The 18,782-nt window shown below is 48.9% G+C and carries 13 protein-coding genes; 5 read left to right on the top strand and 8 right to left on the bottom strand.

Features of this window, described 5'->3' with window-relative positions; genetic code table 11:
- Positions 1 to 26 precede the first annotated feature (26 nt).
- Positions 27 to 1,157 (bottom strand): ROK family protein, encoded by a 1,131-nt coding sequence (locus PKI34_01015; protein HNS16385.1) that lies wholly within the window; start codon positions 1,155 to 1,157, stop codon positions 27 to 29.
- Between the two features lie 86 nt (positions 1,158 to 1,243).
- On the bottom strand, positions 1,244 to 4,039 hold the full coding sequence (gene polA / locus PKI34_01020) for a DNA polymerase I (protein HNS16386.1): 2,796 nt from the start codon (positions 4,037 to 4,039) through the stop codon (positions 1,244 to 1,246).
- Positions 4,040 to 4,264: 225 nt separating this feature from the next.
- Between polA and PKI34_01025 the strand changes: the two genes are divergently transcribed.
- Positions 4,265 to 5,602 (top strand): PhoH family protein, encoded by a 1,338-nt coding sequence (locus PKI34_01025; protein ID HNS16387.1) that lies wholly within the window; start codon positions 4,265 to 4,267, stop codon positions 5,600 to 5,602.
- A gap of 81 nt (positions 5,603 to 5,683) precedes the next feature.
- Here the strand turns inward: PKI34_01025 and PKI34_01030 are convergent, their stop codons facing one another.
- The 3 genes from PKI34_01030 to PKI34_01040 form a co-directional block, all read right to left on the bottom strand.
- A complete protein-coding gene (locus tag PKI34_01030) occupies positions 5,684 to 6,685 on the bottom strand; it encodes a M28 family peptidase (GenBank protein HNS16388.1) in 1,002 nt (333 codons plus the stop codon).
- A gap of 90 nt (positions 6,686 to 6,775) precedes the next feature.
- Entirely contained in the window at positions 6,776 to 8,131 is a 1,356-nt protein-coding gene (locus PKI34_01035; GenBank protein ID HNS16389.1) for an ATP-binding protein, read from the bottom strand.
- Complete coding sequence (locus PKI34_01040; protein HNS16390.1) at positions 8,121 to 9,500, bottom strand: sigma-54 dependent transcriptional regulator; 1,380 nt, start codon at positions 9,498 to 9,500, stop codon at positions 8,121 to 8,123. Before PKI34_01040 ends, PKI34_01035 begins: the two co-directional genes overlap by 11 nt.
- A gap of 268 nt (positions 9,501 to 9,768) precedes the next feature.
- Between PKI34_01040 and PKI34_01045 the strand changes: the two genes are divergently transcribed.
- Genes PKI34_01045 through PKI34_01060 form a run of 4 tightly spaced genes read left to right on the top strand, consistent with a single transcriptional unit; the run spans position 9,769 to position 16,676 of the window.
- Positions 9,769 to 11,019: an HlyD family efflux transporter periplasmic adaptor subunit gene (locus PKI34_01045; protein HNS16391.1), complete on the top strand. Its 1,251-nt coding sequence runs from the start codon at positions 9,769 to 9,771 to the stop codon at positions 11,017 to 11,019.
- 19 nt (positions 11,020 to 11,038) lie between these two features.
- The gene (locus tag PKI34_01050) at positions 11,039 to 13,444 is read left to right on the top strand and encodes an ABC transporter permease (GenBank protein ID HNS16392.1); all 2,406 of its coding nucleotides are present in this window, start codon (positions 11,039 to 11,041) and stop codon (positions 13,442 to 13,444) included.
- A gap of 58 nt (positions 13,445 to 13,502) precedes the next feature.
- Positions 13,503 to 14,177, top strand: coding sequence for an ABC transporter ATP-binding protein (locus tag PKI34_01055; GenBank protein HNS16393.1), 675 nt, complete (start codon positions 13,503 to 13,505; stop codon positions 14,175 to 14,177).
- Positions 14,178 to 14,231: 54 nt separating this feature from the next.
- Complete coding sequence (locus PKI34_01060) at positions 14,232 to 16,676, top strand: ABC transporter permease (protein ID HNS16394.1); 2,445 nt, start codon at positions 14,232 to 14,234, stop codon at positions 16,674 to 16,676.
- 5 nt (positions 16,677 to 16,681) lie between these two features.
- Here PKI34_01060 and PKI34_01065 read toward each other — a convergent pair whose 3' ends face one another.
- The 3 genes from PKI34_01065 to PKI34_01075 form a co-directional block, all read right to left on the bottom strand.
- Complete coding sequence (locus PKI34_01065; protein ID HNS16395.1) at positions 16,682 to 17,563, bottom strand: hypothetical protein; 882 nt, start codon at positions 17,561 to 17,563, stop codon at positions 16,682 to 16,684.
- A gap of 44 nt (positions 17,564 to 17,607) precedes the next feature.
- Positions 17,608 to 18,192 carry a hypothetical protein gene (locus tag PKI34_01070; GenBank protein HNS16396.1) on the bottom strand — a complete coding sequence of 195 codons (585 nt, stop codon included), beginning with the start codon at positions 18,190 to 18,192 and terminating at the stop codon, positions 17,608 to 17,610.
- Positions 18,193 to 18,279: 87 nt separating this feature from the next.
- Entirely contained in the window at positions 18,280 to 18,747 is a 468-nt protein-coding gene (locus PKI34_01075) for a hypothetical protein (GenBank protein ID HNS16397.1), read from the bottom strand.
- Positions 18,748 to 18,782 lie beyond the last annotated feature (35 nt).

Below are 18,782 nucleotides of genomic sequence, written 5' to 3' on the forward strand. Positions count from 1 at the left end.
CCCTGTTTTGTGACCGGAAAAAACAATTATATTACAGGGTGACCTGCCTTAGGATGATCACTTCCAAGCCTGTTCAGCGCGAAAGCATAGGCGCCGATCGAAACGGCACGGCTTGTCCCCAGCCGGCGGAATCCGACACCGATCCTTTTCAGGGGGTCGTATTTCAGGGTTTTCGTTGAAAACGGCACCTGGATCTCGCGGGCATCGCCGGTCAGGAAGAGTTCCAGTTCTTTCGGATCCTCCAGGTTATAAGCCAGAATTTCCATCCGGGGCAATGCCGACCCTTTTGCGGTCTCAAACGAAGCATTCATCTCTTCCACCAGGCGGGGAAGGAACAACGGATAGGCACGCGACAGTCCTCCGCCCAGCACCACAAGTCCATCCACCAGGGTGATGGCGTTGGCAAATGTATCACCTGCAACGATGGCAAGCTCCTCAAATGCCTTGATGGCAGCTGCCTTATGACCAGGTCTGAGCCCCATTCCGATCTCGTAGATATCCTTGGGAGAGATGGCAGAATGATCTCCGGATTCCCTGGCATACACCCGTTGTACTCCGCGTATGCTGGTGCTCTCTTCCACACTGTAATTTGAATACAGCCTGTTCCTCATGCGGTTGACTTCTGCCTGAGCCGAATTATCCCCCGTGAACAGTTCACCTTTTAAAACGATCCCTCCGCCAAATCCTGTCCCGAAGGTGGCGCCGAACAGGTTCCGGTATCGTTTGGGGCTACCCCTATTTTCGAGCAGTTCATTGATTTCCGGTAACAAACCCGCCAGGGCTTCCCCGTAGGTGAACAGGTCGCCGTCGTTGTTGATGTATACCGGTATGCCAAACTTTTCTTCCAGGGCAGGCCCCAGCGCTACGCCTCCGCGGAAGACCGGTAAATTCTCCAGATCCCCGATGATCCCCTGCTCGTATTCTGCAGGCCCCGGAAATGCAAAGCTGATAGCAACAGGTTTGTCTTTCAATTGTATTTTTATTTCACGGAAGCCATCCACGATCGTAGTCAGCATTTTCTCCAGGGTGTCGTGGCGGGCAGGTAAAACAAAGGGCTGCAGGACTTCCTGCCCACCCTGTACAGCATTGAATACCAGGTTTGTTCCGCCAGCATCCAGCGTCATGACGATGCGTTGGTCATTTTGAAGGCTGTTCATAAGACCACTTTATTAATTGTTAAATTGTCAAATTGTTATTCGCCTATTGCCTACTGCTGACCGCTGACTGCTGACTGCTGACTGAATCAGTGCGCGTCCAGCCAGTTCTCCCCGAAATTCATTTCCACTTCGACCGGAACCTGCATAGGCAGGGCTGATTTCATTTTTTCTTCCACAAGAGGCCTGATCCGATCGATTTCACTTCGATGCACATCAAACACGAGCTCGTCGTGCACCTGGAGGATCATCCTGGATTTCAGCGTCATTTTTTGCATCTCGTTATAAATGTTGATCATGGCAATCTTGATCATATCTGCTGCGGAGCCCTGAATGGGTGCATTGATCGCGTTTCGCTCGGCAAACCCCCTCACGACCGCATTTGCGGAGGTGATATCCCGGATGTACCTGCGGCGCTTCATGATCGTTTCCACGTACCCGTTTTCCCGCGCAAAGGCAATGGTTTTGTCCATATAGTCCCTGATGCCCGGATATTGAAGGAAATACTGGTCAATGATGGCTGCAGCTTCCCTCCGAGGAATTCCCAGGCGTTCGGCCAGCCCGAAAGCGGAGATTCCATAGATGATCCCAAAATTAACGGTTTTGGCGTTTCGCCTCATTTCTTTCGAAACAAGTTCAAGGTCCACCCCATAGACCTTTGCTGCAGTGGCTGCGTGAATATCCTGCCCTGTCCGAAACGCCTCGATCATTCCTTCATCCCCGCTCATTGCAGCGATGATCCGTAGTTCGATCTGAGAATAGTCGACCGATAGAAGTACATGATCTTTGTTCCTGGGCACAAAGGCCTTCCGTATCTCGCGACCTCTCTCCGTCCGGATCGGTATGTTCTGCATGTTCGGATTGTTGGAGCTCAACCTGCCCGTGGCAGCCACCGCCTGGTTGTAGGTGGTGTGAATCCTGCCGGTCCGGGGATTGACCAGCCCGGGAAGGGTATCCACATACGTGGACTTAAGCTTGGTGAGGCTTCTGTAATCCAGAATATTCTGAATGATCGGATGCTTATTGATCAGTTTGAGCAGAACATCTTCACCAGTCGAATACTGTTTGGTCTGGGTAAGTTTGGGATTATTGATGATCCGGAGCTTTTCGAACAGGATCTCACCCAGCTGTTTTGGTGAAGCAATGTTGAACTCACCACCTGCCTGTTCATAAATGATCTTTTCCAGTTCCCGTATCTCCAGCTCCAGCTGTCCTGAGTACTCGTTGAGGATCTGTATGTCCACCCTGACTCCTTCGGCTTCCATGGATGCCAGGACAGGCACCAGGGGCATCTCCACTTCATCAAACAGCTTCCGGGTGCCAGCGTTCTGAAGGAGGGGCTCGAAAACTTTTTTGAGCTGAAGTGTCACATCCGCGTCCTCTGCGGCATATTCCTTAACGACCTCCGTGTCGACCTCCAGCATGCTCAGCTGGTTCTTCCCCTTCTTCCCGATGAGGGCTTCGATGGGAACCGGAGAGTAATTCAGATACGTTTCGGCAAGCAGATCCATGTTATGGCGCATGTCCGGCTGAAGAAGGTAGTGGGCCAGCATGGTGTCGAACATTTTACCCTTCACCTCCACGCCATACCATTTTAGCATGGCAATGTCAAATTTCATATTCTGACCGATCTTCTCAATGTCCGGATCCTCCATCAGGGATTTGAACTCCTGGAGAATGGCAAAGGCATCCTCCCATACCGGCGGCAGGGGAACATACCACGCTTCCCGGGGCCTGACCGCAAACGACAGTCCGACAAGCTGTGAATCGTTGGGGTCCAGCCCGGTTGTCTCCGTGTCGAAGCAGAACCGGTCGTATTCTCTGAGGATACCGATCAGCTCGTTCCGTTGTTCAGGGGTATCTGCGAGATGGTACCTGTGCTCCACCGAATGAATGTTCTTCAGGGTACCGGTTGCCGTCGGCTCCGGAATCTCCTGTCCGGCTGAAGTGAACAGATCAGGCTGAACGATCTCCTGTTGAAGGTACTGTTCAGGTTTTTCAAGGGAGTAATCTGTAAAGATTCGCTGGGCGAAGGTGCGGAATTCGATTTCTTCAAAGAGCTTCTTCAGTTCTTCCAGGTCCGGTGCAGTGACCATCAGCTCCTCCTCATCGAGTTCGACAGGCGCATCCAGCAGGATCGTGGCCAGCTGTTTCGACTGCAGCGCCTGTTCCCGGTAGGTTTCAACATTCTCCTTTATCTTTCCTTTCAGCTCACCGGAATGTTCAAGCACATTTTCCAGGGTGCCGTACTGTCCGATCAGCTTTTTGGCAATCACCTCCCCGATTCCCGGCACCCCCGGGATATTGTCAGACACATCCCCCCAGAGACCCAGGATATCGATCACCTGGGAAGGATCGTCAATTTCGTATTTGTTTTTGATTTCATCCTTGCCGAGAATTTCAGCTGAATTTCCCATTCTGGCGGGTTTGTAGATGAGTGTCCTGTCGGAGACCAGCTGTCCGAAATCTTTGTCAGGTGTCATCATAAAGGTGAGAAAATCCCTGTCCTCCGCTTTTTTTGCCAGGGTGCCAATGATATCATCGGCTTCATATCCTTCTTTTTCCAGGATGGGAATGTGAAAGGCCTGCAAAAGCCGCCGGATATAAGGAAGGGAACGGGCGATGTCTTCCGGCATTTTTTCGCGGTTTGCCTTGTATTCCTCAAATTCAGCGTGGCGCAGGGTGGGGGCGAAGCTGTCGAAGGCCACAGCGATGTGGGTGGGTTTTTCATTTTTCAGAACATCGTAAAGACTGTTGGCAAATCCGAAGATCGCGGAGGTGTTCATCCCATATGAGGTCATCCGGGGATTTTTACTGAAAGCAAAATAGGCTCTGTAGATCAGGGCCATGGCGTCGAGGAGAAAAAGTTTTTTTTGGGAGGGCATAGGATGGATCGTTTCACTGCAAAAGTAGTGATTCGTGGCAAACGCAAAGGCACCCTGCCCGGGAATTTCAAAGAGCAAAGAGCAAATATCAAAATTAGATTTGATCTTGTGCCGAATTACCGGTATCAACACCCTCCTGTTGATATTCGGGAATGACCTCCCGTTTTCTTCAAAGACTATATCCCTATTTTTGCTGGAAGTCAGTTGTGAATTAAAATTGATATCATGCCGCGAAAAACATCAGGACCGAAAAAGATCTTCGTGCTCGATACCTCCGTGATCCTTTACAACCACAATGCAATCCACAGTTTTCAAGACAACGATGTAGCCATTCCCATTACGGTTTTGGAGGAGCTGGATAATTTCAAGAAGGGCAACGAGATCATCAACTTTGAAGCACGGGAATTCATCCGGATCATGGATAAACTTTCCGAATATTCCACGCTTCGCGAATGGATACCCCTCGGGACACCCAACAGCGGAAGTGTCAAGGTCGTGATGAATGAATCCAGCCAGCTGGATGCCCGGGAGGTTTTTGGCGACAACAAACCCGACCACCGGATACTCAATGCCGCCCTGGTCATGACCAGGGACTATCCTGACCGTAAAGTCATTCTGGTCACCAAGGACATCAACCTGCGGCTGAAGGCCAAATCCCTCGATCTGCAGGCCGAGGATTTTGAAACCGGTAAGATCAAGAACGTCGAGGAACTGTATACCGGCAAGACACTGATCGAGAACCTTTCCAAAAAAGTCATCGACTCGCTTTACCAGAAGGGATACTGTACACCCAGAGACCTGAAAATCAAAGATCCGATCCCCAACCATTATTTCATTCTGAAGAATACCGTCACGTCGGCATTAGGATATTTCAATCCGCTTACCCAGCGGGTTGAACGTGTCGAAAAACGGTCGGCTTACAAGATTACGCCCCGGAATGCCGAACAGGTGTTCGCACTTCACGCCGTATTGAATCCGGAGATCAAGCTGGTTACGCTCCAGGGAGTGGCCGGTACGGGCAAAACGTTGCTGGCCCTGGCCGGAGCACTGGAACAAAGGAGGAACTTCAAGCAGGTCTTTCTGTCACGGCCCATCGTCCCTCTGAGCAACAAGGACATCGGTTATCTTCCGGGCGACATCAAATCGAAACTGAATCCCTATATGGAGCCGCTGTTCGATAACCTGAAGTTCATCCAGAACCAGTACAGTGAAAAGGACAAGGAATTCAAAACGATCACCGACTGCATTCAGAATGAAAAACTGGTGATCACGCCCCTGGCCTATATCCGCGGGCGGAGCATATCGAACGTCTATTTCATCGTGGATGAGGCCCAGAACCTCACCCCGCACGAGGTGAAGACCATCATCACCCGCGCAGGTGAAAATACCAAAATCGTCTTTACAGGGGATATTTACCAGATCGATACGCCCTATCTTGATTCGCAAAGCAACGGACTTTCCTATCTGATCGACAAGATCAAGAATCATCCGATCTATGCGCATATTCGCCTCGAAAAGGGTGAACGTTCGGAGCTGGCAAACCTGGCGAGTGAGTTGCTCTGACGGTCTGCAGGTCTTCGGATTCCCAGGTCTTCAGACCTGAGATGCAGGAAGCGGGAAGCAGGTTTGGAATTTGGAATTTGTCTAATTCTCCGCATAGATCACCTCCGCCACGGTTCGCCCGACAACCTTTAATGTGAAGGGATCGATCTTATCAAAGGTGTCGCCGGTGGTGTGCCAGTAATCAAAAAAGCTTCCGTTCGCAGAACCCGGATCGAGGTGGATGATATCAATGGTCGGTATGCGCCGGATGGTATTGATGTAGTAGTGGTCATCATTGATCATGCTCCCTTCCTCCATCGGAAAATAATCCGTGTAACCGATCTGGTGCGCTTTGCTCCAGACCTTGCGCAGAATATCCGGTGCATAATAATTGGAGAAAACTTCCATTGGGAAACGTGCATCAGGGGCTCCGACCATGTCCAGCAAGATTCCGAACCGGGCCATATATCCAGGGATGTGGGGATTCTTTGACCAGTATTGCGATCCCATTCCCCAGAAATCATTACCACTCTGGATCTGGCTATCCTCCGGCGGGCCGTAGTCTTCCACATCAAAGAAGATGATGTCGATCCCCACGCGCGGTGATTGTTTGCTCACCATCCGGGCTATTTCCATCAACACCCCCACACCGCTGGCGCCGTCATTGGCCCCGTCGATGGGTTTCCTCCGCAGCGAGGGATCGGGATCATGATCAGCATAGGGACGGGAATCCCAGTGGGCACAGAGCAGCACCCTCGCTTTCACATCGGGGTTGAACGACCCGATGATGTTATTGAAATTCAATATGGTGCCGTCATAAGCCCGCACTTTTCCCTGTTGCTCGATGACATGCGGCGTAAACCGGCGCAGATGATCTGCCAGGTACCGGGCACACTTCCGGTGCGCCTCCGTGTTGGGAACCCTGGGGCCAAAATCCACTTGCTTTTTAACAAAATGATAGGCCGAGTCAGCATTGAATTCCGGTACAACAACCTTTTCCTCCATCGCAGGTGGCGGCGGAGGGGCAGGCTTTTGCTTTTTCCTGCAGCCAGGTGCAGAAAGTACAGCGAAAAAGATTAAAAGATAAATGATTTTGTTCATCATGTTTGTAATAATTAAAAATAAAGGATGAAGAATGAAAGATCTCTGGTGAAAAATATTCTTCATCTGATACTTTTCATTTTTCATCCTTCATCAAAACGTCAGTGTAAATGTCGTTCCTTCTCCCGGCAGCGACTTCACCGAGATCATCCCTTTGTGCAGACGCATGATCTGCCGCGACAGGCTTAGCCCGATCCCTGACCCGTCTCTTTTGGATGTGAAGAATGGCATGAAGATCTTGTCAATGATATCCGGCTTGATGCCATAACCATTATCGATCAGTTCAATGATCACCCTTCCGCTGCTGCTGGTCAGGGCACGGGCTGTAATCTGGGGGTTCTCCTTGTTTTTCACGGCGTCAATGGCATTCAGTACCAGATTGATGATCACCTGGTCCACCAGATCGGGATCGGCCGTCAGCATCAGGTTTTCCGGAGTGACCACACATGAACAGCGTATGTTGAGCTGGTCAAGTTTGGGTTTGAGCAACAGCAGGTTCCTGTCGAAGAGCTCTCTGACTGGAAAATACCTGAAGTTGGGCTTGGGTACGCGGGTCAGGTTGCGGTAGATCTCGACAAAATTGAGCAGCCCCTGGCTTCGGCCCTCGATGGTCTTCAGGGCAGAGATGACCTCGCCGATGCCTTCAGGGTCGAGCGGCTTCAGATCCGGTTTATCGCCGGTGAGGTCAAACAGCATCTCATTCACCGTGACGGCCAGGGAAGAGATGGGTGTGATCGAGTTCATGATCTCGTGGGTCAGCACCCGGATCATGCGCTGCCACGATTCAATCTCCTTTTCTTCGAGCTCCGAGCTGATGTTTTGCAGGGAAACCAGCTTGAAGTCCTCCCCCCTCATACGGAATTCCGTTGCATAAACGGATACCTGAAGGAATTCGTCATGGATGAACAGCTTGACCAGGGTTTTATCATCCGACTTCATGGATTGAAGGTGTTCCGGAAGGTCTTCTTTCACTTTCTTCAGCTCGGAAAGATGTTTGAGATCATTGATCCCAAGCAGGCGTTTCAATGCATTGTTGATCATATCAACCTTGCCGTCCCTGCGAAATGCTATCACACCGATGCTGACGTGCTGCAGCAGGGTTTGAAGGTACTGGTATTGTTCTTCCTTCTCAGTCCGCGTGTTTTTAAAGTTGTTAATGACCTCGTTCAGCGCCTGGTTCAGCTGCTGGAAACTTTTTCCCATCCCCGGATCGGAGAATGAAGTGCTGAAATCGGCATGGCGGATGCTTTCCAGAAAGTGGGTGAGTTTAATGTTTGTTCGTTCAACAAACCGGATCAGGTCGGCGATCTGGAACAGGACCACGCCGCACAGGATAATGGAGGTGATTAAATGCCGGGCTTCCTGGAGTAAAAATGCCAGAACGGTTATGGTAACCACCAATAACGCCACCCGGAGGATGACCAGGAAGCGGAAATTTCTATAGACCATGTTTTTCGATTCTACGATAAAGGGAAGCCCTTGTCAGTCCAAGCTCCTTGGCTGCTTTACTGATATTGCCCCCGTGTTTGTCGACGACCTTCCTGATCAGCATTTTTTCAGTTTCTTCAAGATTGGTGGAAGGTATGATCGTATCCTGACCGTCCGGATCATCCACTTGCGACATGAAGAAATCCTGCGGCTGGAGCGTACCGGATTCGCTCATGATGACCGCCCGCTCAACGGCATGCTGCAGCTCCCGGATGTTACCAGGCCAGAAATGCTTTTCCAGCCGTTTTAGTGTCGCGGGATTCAGCTTCTTTAAAGGGATCTTGTACTTTTTGCAGTAAATTTCCAGGAAGTGATCCACCAGCAACGGTATGTCTTCGACACGTTCACGTAAAGGAGGGATCATGATCTCGACCGTATTGATCCGGTAAAGTAAATCCTGCCTGAATTTACCTTCATTGACCATCTGGTAAAGGGGCATGTTGGTGGCACACAGTAGCCTGACATCGATGGGGATTTCTTTATTGGTGCCTATCCTGGTGACATTCCGGTTCTGAATGACACTCAGGAGCTTTGATTGGAGGCCAAACGACAGGTTACCGATCTCATCGAGGAAGATGGTACCCTTGTTTGCTGCTTCAAACCGGCCGGCCCTGTCTTCCCGGGCATCGGTGAACGCCCCTTTTTTAAATCCAAACAGCTCGCTTTCAAACAACGTTTCACTGATCGCTCCCAGATCAACACTGATGAACACTTCATCTTTTCTCACCGAGGCACGGTGTATGGCACGGGCTATCAGCTCCTTTCCCGTTCCATTCTCACCCAGCAGCAAAACATTGGCATCTGTTCGGGCAACTTTTTCAACGGCAGCCATCATTTTCTCCATGGAAGGCGACTGGCCAATCAATGTTCCAAATCCCTGGTCCTGGTTGGCAATGAGCACTTTCTGGCGCGACCGCAGATCTTCCAGCTCCTGTTTGGATTGCCTGACCTGCAGATTGGCCGTGATGGTGGCAAGCAGCTTTTTATTGTCCCACGGCTTGAGAATGAAATTGGTCGCTCCTTCCTTGATCCCCTGAACTGCAAGCTCAATATCACCATATCCGGTGATAAAAATGACCACCGCCATCGGATCGATCTCAATGATCTTGCTTAACCAGTAAAATCCTTCTTTGCCACTGGTGGCATCCCTCGAAAAATTCATATCCAGAAGGATCACATCGTAGCTTTCGTTCTTCAGAAGCACCGGCAGATTTTCCGGATTTTTTTCGGTGTGAACAATGTTGAAATGCTGCTTCAGAAAAAGTTTTGCAGCCAGTAAAACATCCTCATCGTCATCCACAATGAGAATCCTTGCATCGAGTTTATCCATGGTTCTGTTCGTTGGGAGGGGTTGTCTTTTGTTACAAGCTGCAAGTTACAAGGTACTAGTTTGTAGCTTCAAGCCTGCAGCTTGTAGCTTGCAGCTTGCAGCTAAATTGTACGTAAATGTACAACGAATGAACGATATTGAACAACAAAAAGTACACTATGATACCTAAGTGCTGTTATGTTAAAGAAAATCAGTTTATTATGACATATGGCACAGATTTCGTTAAAATTCCACGCTATTTGACGAATAATCTGAAAAGAAATTACGGATGGACAGACCTTTACAGAAAAAAAAGTGGACACCTGCAAGGATCATTATAATCCTTGCAGGTGTGGCATTTGCTTACCTGATCATCCACCTTGTTTTTATACGGGATACCCGTTCCAGAATGTACGTTGATCCCGGTCAGCTATCCATCGTTTCAGTACTGCGGGATAAGTTTCAGGAATTCATTCCGGTCGACGGAATCGTCTATCCCAAAAGCACCGTTTACATTGATGCTGTCCAGGGTGGCGTTGTGGAGGAGGTCTTCGTGGAAGACGGGGCGTTGCTGAAAAAAGGAGATCCCATTCTCAAGCTGTCCAATCCGAACATGGAGTTGAGTTTCATGGAAACTGAGACCCGGATTGTGGAAGCCATTAATAATCTCCAGAATTCCAAGATCGACCTGGAACGAAACAAGATCTTCCGGCAACAGGAGATCGTCGATTTGCAGTATCGAATCGACCAGACTACCAAAGATTTCAAACGGACGGAAGTCCTTTATTCCGACAGCCTGATCTCCACCAAGGAGTACGAAGATGCCCAAAGGAATTATGATTTCACGCTGAAGCAGTTACTGATCTCCCTCAGGTTGCAACGCCTTGACTCACTGGCGAGTGTGGACCAGGAAAAGCAGATCCAGCAGTCGATCCGGCGTATGTACGACAACATGGGCCTGCTGCATAAGAACCTGGAACTTCTATACATAAAGGCACCGGTTGACGGGAAACTTTCTTCGTTTAATGTTGAGATCGGTCAGACCAAATCCCAGGGAGAACACCTCGGACAGATTGACCTTCAGGACGGATTCAAACTGCAGGCGAACATTGATGAACGATACGTTTCGAGAGTATACACCGGGCAGGAAGCAGAGATGGATTTCAGTGGCAAAACATATCAGCTGGCCGTGCATAAAATTTATACCGGTGTTTCAGGTGGCTCTTTTCCGGTGGATTTGTTATTTACAGGCGAGTACCCTGAAAACATCAAAAGGGGACAGACCATTCAGCTGCGGCTGGAATTCAGTCGCCCCACGGAGGCCTTCATCATTAAACGGGGCGGATTCTTTCAGACCACGGGTGGGAACTGGATCTATGTTGTGGACCCCTCCGGTGATTTTGCCATCAGGCGTCCCATCAGGCTGGGAAGCCAGAATACGTATTTTTATGAGGTTCTTGAAGGGCTGAAGGAAGGTGAAAAGGTGATCGTATCCTCCTACGAACCTTTCGGTGATAAAGAAAAACTTGTTTTCAAATAAAAAATACGATCCGGTGCCGATGTTCAGGTACTATCTCATAACAGCGTTCAGAAATATGGCCAAACGCAGGCTGTATACGGTAGTCAATATCCTTGGCCTGGCCATCGGACTGACCAGTTTCATTCTGATTTCGCTGTACATCATCGATGAGACGTCCTACGACAAACACCATAAGAATGCCGAGAGAATCTACCGCGTCATCAACAAGTATGATTTTCAGGGAATCGGTGAAGAGTCGTCCAGTTCGCCTGCCCCCCTGGCCTTTCACCTTCTGGCTGAATATCCCGACAGGATCGAAACCGTGGTCAGGCTTTTCAATAACTGGCTGTCTCCCTATTTCATGGCATACGGCGACAAGCAATTCAGGGAAAACAAATATTTTTTCGCTGATTCAACCGTGTTTCAGGTCTTCGACATTCCCTTCGTTCAGGGTGATCCTGCAACCGCCCTGAGCGCCCCTGGTTCGGTGGTGATCACCGAATCCACGGCAAAACGGTATTTTGGATCAGAAGATCCCATGGGAAAATCGCTGAAAGTTGAAAACATGTTCTCCATTAGCGTGAAAGGGATCATTGGCGATCCCATTCCGCAGTCCCATTTCACCTATGATATGCTGATCTCGATGCCCACTGTGTTTTACGAAGGAAAAGAACCTCAGACGTGGGTATGGAATCCGTTCTGGACCTACATTTTGCTGAAGGAAAACACGGATAAGGATGAGTTTATGACGTTGTTGCCGCAGTTTGTGAACAAGTACTTCTATGACGCGGAAAAGGCGCACATTTCACTGTACCTGCAGCCCCTGACGGATATCCACCTGAAGTCGGACCTGGATTATGAGATCGAGTCCAACGGCAACATCATCTCCATCCGGATCCTGGGAGCGATCGCCGGATTTTTGCTGATCATCGCTTTCATCAATTACGTCAACTTATCCACTGCGATGGCCGCCAAACGTTCAAGGGAAATCGGCATCAGGAAGGTGTTGGGCTCTTACAGAAAACAACTTGTATTTCAATTTATTACTGAATCAGTCGTGATCAGTATCATCGGATTGATCATTGCATTGGCCATGGTGGAATTTCTGCTGCCCGGTTTCAATGATTTTACCGGAAAAAATGTGACCAGCGACTATTTTCTCGATCCGAAAAAGCTTTCACTGTTATTGCTGATGACGGTCTTGACGGGTTTCATCGCGGGTATCTACCCTGCCATGTACTTTTCATCGTTTCAGCCGGCCAGGGTGCTCCGGGGTGATCCTGAACGGGGCCACGCTGGGGTGAGTGCCCGGAAAATACTCATCATCCTGCAGTTTACCATTTCCATCACACTGATCATCTGGACGATCTTCATGTACCGGCAGCTGGATCTCCTGAATGGATCTGACCTTGGTTTCAGGAAGAAAGACATTGCTTACCTGCCGGTGGTGTTCAATCCCATCAACCAGCAGTATGATGAATTCAAAGTCAGGCTGCTTTCCTCTCCTGATATATTTTCAGTGACCAGTTCGGATTATATCATTGGTACTGATTACAATACCCATGAATTTCGTCCGGAGGGTTTCCCGCCGGATCAATGGCAGTTCTATCCGGCCCTGATCATCGATGAGGATTTCATTGAAACCTTTGACATACAGGTGGTGGCAGGACGTGCCTACTCAGAGGGAAGTCCTGCCGATGCGGAAGAAGGGATCATGATCAATGAGGCCATGGTGAAATACCTGAACTGGGGATCCAATGAGGATGCGCTTGGAAAAAAATTCCGCACCTATATGGGACGTGAAAAAGTGATCGGCGTCTTCAGGGACTTTCAGGCATCTTCGCTGCATTCCGGGATCACTCCCCTAGTACTGAGTTTGGACAAGATGGCTTATGGAATTCCTGATTACCGGAAATACATTGTTGTCCGTTCCCAGCCGGGAAAGTTAACAGAAGCAATCAATCACACCGAAAAGGCATGGAACGAATTTGTACCTGACAGGCCGTTCGGATTCCTCATCCTGGAAAATGAACTTGAAAACCTGTACCGTGATGAGCTGATCGTGAGCAAGCTGTCTGCCATTTTCACACTGCTGGTCATCTTCATTTCCATCCTGGGATTGTATGGGATGGCCTCCTATGTGGCTGATCAGAGGACCCGAGAGATTGGCATACGACGGGTCATGGGTGCATCACGTTATCATATCGTGCAATTGCTCAGCCGTGAATTGAATTATCTGGTCCTGGTTTCAGTGGTGATCGCATTTCCCCTGACTTATCTGCTTGTAAGGAACTGGCTGAATGATTTTACAGTGCAGATCCGTCCGGACTGGAAAGTTTTTATTCTGGCAGGACTTTTCGCCCTGTTCATCGCCACGCTGGTGAGCGTTTATAAAGCATTGTCAACGTACAGGACAAAGCCGGTGAAAACGTTGAAATATGAATGATCCGTCAGGCTTGTAACCATTTTACCATGAAAACGTCACATATTAAATCCTTTAAAAAATGATTAAAACTGAAAATCTGACCAAGATCTTCCGTACCGATGAAGTGGAGACCATCGCATTGAGCAACGTCAGTCTGGAAATTCAAACGGGTGAGTTTGTGGCCATCATGGGACCGTCGGGCTGCGGGAAATCCACCCTGCTGAACATTCTTGGCCTGCTTGATAATCTCACGGAAGGGAGATACTATTTTTCCGGTCAGGAAGTCGCAGATTTTACGGAACGTCAACGAGCCAAGTTAAGGAAAGAAAATATTGGTTTCATCTTCCAGAACTTCAACCTGATCGATGAGCTCACGGTCTTTGAGAACGTAGAATTACCTTTGATATACTTGAATTACAATGCCAGGGAGCGAAAGGCGAGGGTAGAGGAAGTGCTTGAAAAGATGCAGATCACCCATCGCAGGAAGCATTTTCCCCAGCAGCTTTCCGGGGGACAGCAGCAGCGGGTGGCTGTGGCAAGGGCCGTGGTGGCCAATCCTAAACTTATCCTGGCCGATGAACCTACCGGGAACCTCGACTCCTCGCACGGGGAAGAAGTGATGAACCTGATCGACGGACTCAATAAAAACGGTACAACCGTCATCATCGTCACACACTCACAGCGCGATTCAGAATACAGCCAGCGCATCATAAGGCTTTTTGATGGACAGCTTATCACGGAGAATATCCGGTAACATAAAAATGCAACAGGTTCTTTATTCAGTACGATCTTCCTAAAATATCAGTTCATGCTCTGGAATTTTGTTAAAACCACGTTTCGTTCCATCAAAAGGGATAAATTCCACGCCCTCCTGAACATCCTGGGATTGTCAGTCGGGCTGGCTGCATTTATCATCATCTACCTGTATGTCAGGGACGAGTCAACCTATGACAAGCATAACAAAAAGCATAAATTGATCTACAGACTTGAATCCGACTTTACGATCTCCGGCAAGAATGACCGCTTTGCGATCGTGCCGGTACCGATGGGACCCGCCTTCAAACTGGAGTTTCCGGAAGTGGAAACTTTCGTACGGTTTACCAGTGATGGCAATACCCTGATGAGATACAAGGAAAAGGAATACTACGAGAGCAATTTCTACTTCACGGATTCCACTGTTTTTGATGTTTTTACCATTGAATTTATCCAGGGAAGTCCCTATAAGGCTCTAACAGAGCCACAAACCATCGTTCTGACCGAAAAAACTGCCAGGAAGTACTTCGGGGATGCCAATCCCATCGGTGAGTTTATGACGTCAGGGTCCGGTCGTTCGTACAAAGTAACCGGTGTGATCCGGGATCTTCCTTTCAATTCACACCTTCGGTACGATGCCCTGATCTCAGCAGCAACCATTGCAAAGGAGATCGGGGCTGAGCGGTTCAACAGCATGGAACCTGTGAATTTCTGGAACATAGGCGTATATACTTATGTGCTCCTGAATGAAAATGCCAGTATTCAAAGCATCCACGATAAGTTTGGTCCCTTTTACGATAAATACATGCGGCCGATCGGCGATCAGATCAACGCAAGTTGTACCTTCCTGTCGACCCCTCTGGTGAAGACTCACTTTGCCAATGGATTGGATGCGGACCTCCCGACCGGTAACAGGTCTTATCTCTACATTTTTTCGGTGGTCGCGATTTTTATGATCCTGATCGCTTCCATCAATTACATGAACATGGCCACAGCCAGGTCGGTGAAAAGGGCCAGGGAGGTGGGTATGCGCAAAGTGGTGGGCGCCGGCAAACAACAACTCATCAGTCACTTTCTTGGCGAGTCGTTGCTGTTGACTTTTATTGCCCTGATCATCGCTGTTTTGATCGTGATCGTTCTTTTACCTGATTTCAACCAGATTTCCGAAAAGCAGATCAGCTTCAATATCTTCAGGCAGCCGCAGCTCCTGCTCATTCTTCTCGGCATTGCCCTGTTGACAGGCATTCTGGCAGGCAGCTATCCTGCGTTCTATCTCTCGTCGTTCCAGCCGGTCAATGCCCTGAAAGGTGCCGTCACCTCTTCGGGACGAAAGAGGGGAAGGCTTCGGAAAGGCCTGGTAGTATTTCAATTCTTCATCGCGACCCTGATGATCATTTCTTCCATCGTCATTTCCGGTCAGCTGAAGTATGTCCGGAACAAAGACCTGGGCTTTAAGAAGGATAACCTGTTGGTTGTAGAAATGCAGGATACTGCCTTCAGGAACAAGGTCAATACACTCAGGGAGGAATTGCTTTCATCCCCCGATATCCTGGGTGTGACCAATGCGACAGGGACACCCGGAAGGATCCAGTGGATCCAGGTGGTCCTGGTGGAAAAAGAAGACAGGATGGTGGAACATACCATCAACATTGCCCAGGTTGACGAAGGTTACCTGGATGTTTATGGAATGGAACTGGCGCAGGGAAGGAACTTCAGCAAAGAATCCGGAACCGACCTGGAAGAGGCCATGCTGGTCAATGAAACCTGCGTGAGGGAAATGGGATGGGGGGACAATCCACTGGGCAAGAAAATTCACTGGGGATTTGATATCGACAGCACCGGTAAAATTATTGACAGCGTGGGAAGGTCACTGAAGGTAATAGGTGTTGTGAAAGACTTTCACTTCCGGTCGCTCCATAACAAGGTCGAACCCCTGATGATGATGCTCAGGGATCAGCCAAGATATTATCTTACCATGAAGATCAACGGGGATCGTACCCGTCAGACGCTTGATTTTATTGAGTCCAAATGGCACGAGTTCGGGGCCGGACGTCCGTTTGATTATACCTTCCTCGACCAGACCATGGATGAAATGTACACTGCTGAGGAAAAACTGGGTAAGTTGTTTCGGATTGCTACTTACCTGACCATTTTCGTTGCCTTGCTGGGATTGCTCGGGTTGTCGTCCTATATGGCCGAACAGCGGACGAAAGAGATTGGACTGCGAAAGGTGCACGGAGCCTCTGTCGGCCAGATCCTGAATCTTCAGATCAGGGAGTTTTCAGGGCTGATCCTGATCGCTTTTGTACTGGCCATCCCGTTTGCATGGTGGCAACTCGACGCCTGGATCAATTCCACCTTTATCTATCATGACAGGATGAGATGGACATCCTTTCTGATCGCAGGTATCATTGCTTTCGCCATAGGCCTGATTACCATCAGCTTTCATTCCTACAGGGCCGCGGTTTCAAATCCGGTCGATGCGATAAAATACGAGTAGACTGCCTACCTGGAAAGCCGGATCACAAATCCTACGCTCAGTTGGTTTTCCAGCTGAAACTCCGGAGTCATGCCCCGGTCATACACAATCCGTGACTGAAGGTTTGCATTCATTGATTTGCCAGCTTTTATCGAAAACAGGTTTTTAAGCAACAGGTCAAGGGATTCGTTCCTGGCCAGGAAACCCTCAAGATGGCATTGCCAGTGGAGATACGGGGTCAGCTTTTTCTCCAGGTCGAAGGAGGAACTCAATCCATACTCATAATACCATCTGTTGCCCTGTTCAACCCCATTGTAACTGGTCACCCCCAGCATGGTAAAGATTTGTTGATCAAGGACATAGACCACCTTTAGGCTGCTGAGGCCAGCGTAAACACTGCCCAGTTCCCGGATGGTCAGCTTGATCCCCGCGCTGATGATCATTTTCAAGGGTGTCAGCAATGAGCCTGTAAAAAGCGTGACCTGGTTGGCAGAATCCTTGAGGCTGAAGGCAACCATGGGATAGACCGGAGTTTTGGCAGAAGCATTCAGGCTGATTTGCCAGTTTTTCTTAACCCTTGATGACAGATCATACCGAAAGGTCTGGATATCTTTTTGTTTGTAAAAGAGGCTGTCCGGAAAATAAATGCATCCGAATTCGCTGATCATTTTCAGGGTGACCGTAAATCCCTTTCTCGACCAGAAGTAGGTATATTCAAGTTCTTCATCGCCGGTTATCCTGTTCAGGAAATGATTTTTTTTGCCTGGAAGCTGTGAAAGCGTGAGGAATGAAAGCCGGCAGTTGAGATCCGAGCTGGAGCCGGAGATCTGAAGCGATTTCAGCAGCCACTCCTTTTTCCAGGCCTGCTGCTTTTTCCAGGTGGAATCTTTCTGTACGACCTGGCACAACAGTCCGGAGGACGGAAGGTGGCTGCCCAGGATTACCAGAACGATCAGTCTGATTCCCAGAATTCCTGGAAATCGAAGTTTACTTTGAGAATCCTTATCCCCAGTGTTTTCCCTTTCTCATATAGCTTCTCCTCCCACACCCGGGGGCTCTTTTTATTCGTGTTTCCAGTAAAGGTGGCCCAGTAGATGGCCACGGTGAAATCGGCAGCGATGGATTGATCCATATTCCACGGGCTGCCGTCCAAATTGCATAGCTCCGAGGTCAGATCCGATAACCGGCTCGTGGAATCCAGCGGGTACGGTTGTTGAAGGCTCAGGGAGTCAATGATCTTGTCAACCGTTTTATGACAGTCGTCCGGATTTTTGACCTTCATTTTAAAACCGTGACGGTCATAGAAATCAATGTCAGGAAGTTTGCCGATAGACTGGATGGCGGCCTTAAATGCGGATGTATCTCTGAAGACGTAAATATTATCGGTTCTGAGACCGGCTTTCAGCGCATAGGATGTTATGCTCTCAGGGGTTTCATACCGGGGCATGTGCCCTCCCGAAAAGAACATCAATGTGCGTGTACAGGATACGCTAATGACCAGCAGGATACCAGCAAACAGAATTAAAATTTTTTTCATATCAGCAGGATTTAGGTTAAACAGCTGCCCGTTTTTTCAGGGATTTCCTGATTCTGAAACGGGCAGCTGCAAGGAATCATCATAGGATTAGAATGTTACGACGATACTCTCAGCGGTTTGCCTTACAGAATAGGTTCCCGCTTTGATGACATAGTCACCTGGATGATCCAGCTTACGAAGGATCTCCTGTGGGATGCTGGCGTTCTCCCCGACGATGAATTCATTTCTGAAATAGGTAGTGGCAGTTTCCTCCAGCATGTACTTTCTAAAAAACTCCATCACGAATCTGCCATCATCATCAAAATAACCCTCTCCGCCTGTTTTTGTTACCGTCATCTTTTGCACTGCCTCATCCAAGGTCATTGTCAATCCCCAGTCACAGATGCCAAATCCTTCACAATTCCGGGATTTTCTCCCAAATTCGATCCAGAAAGTGATCTTGACCTTTTTGCCCATGCTGCCCGACGGATCGCCTGGCGCCAGAGCATTGTAACTGGCAAACAAAGGTCCTGTCAAAAAGAACAATCCCATAAATGTAATGATCAATCTTTTCATAGTTCATCCCCTCTCCATTCAATTAAATCACACCT

The organism is Bacteroidales bacterium, assembly GCA_035342335.1.
Taxonomy (GTDB): Bacteria; Bacteroidota; Bacteroidia; order Bacteroidales; family JAGONC01; genus JAGONC01.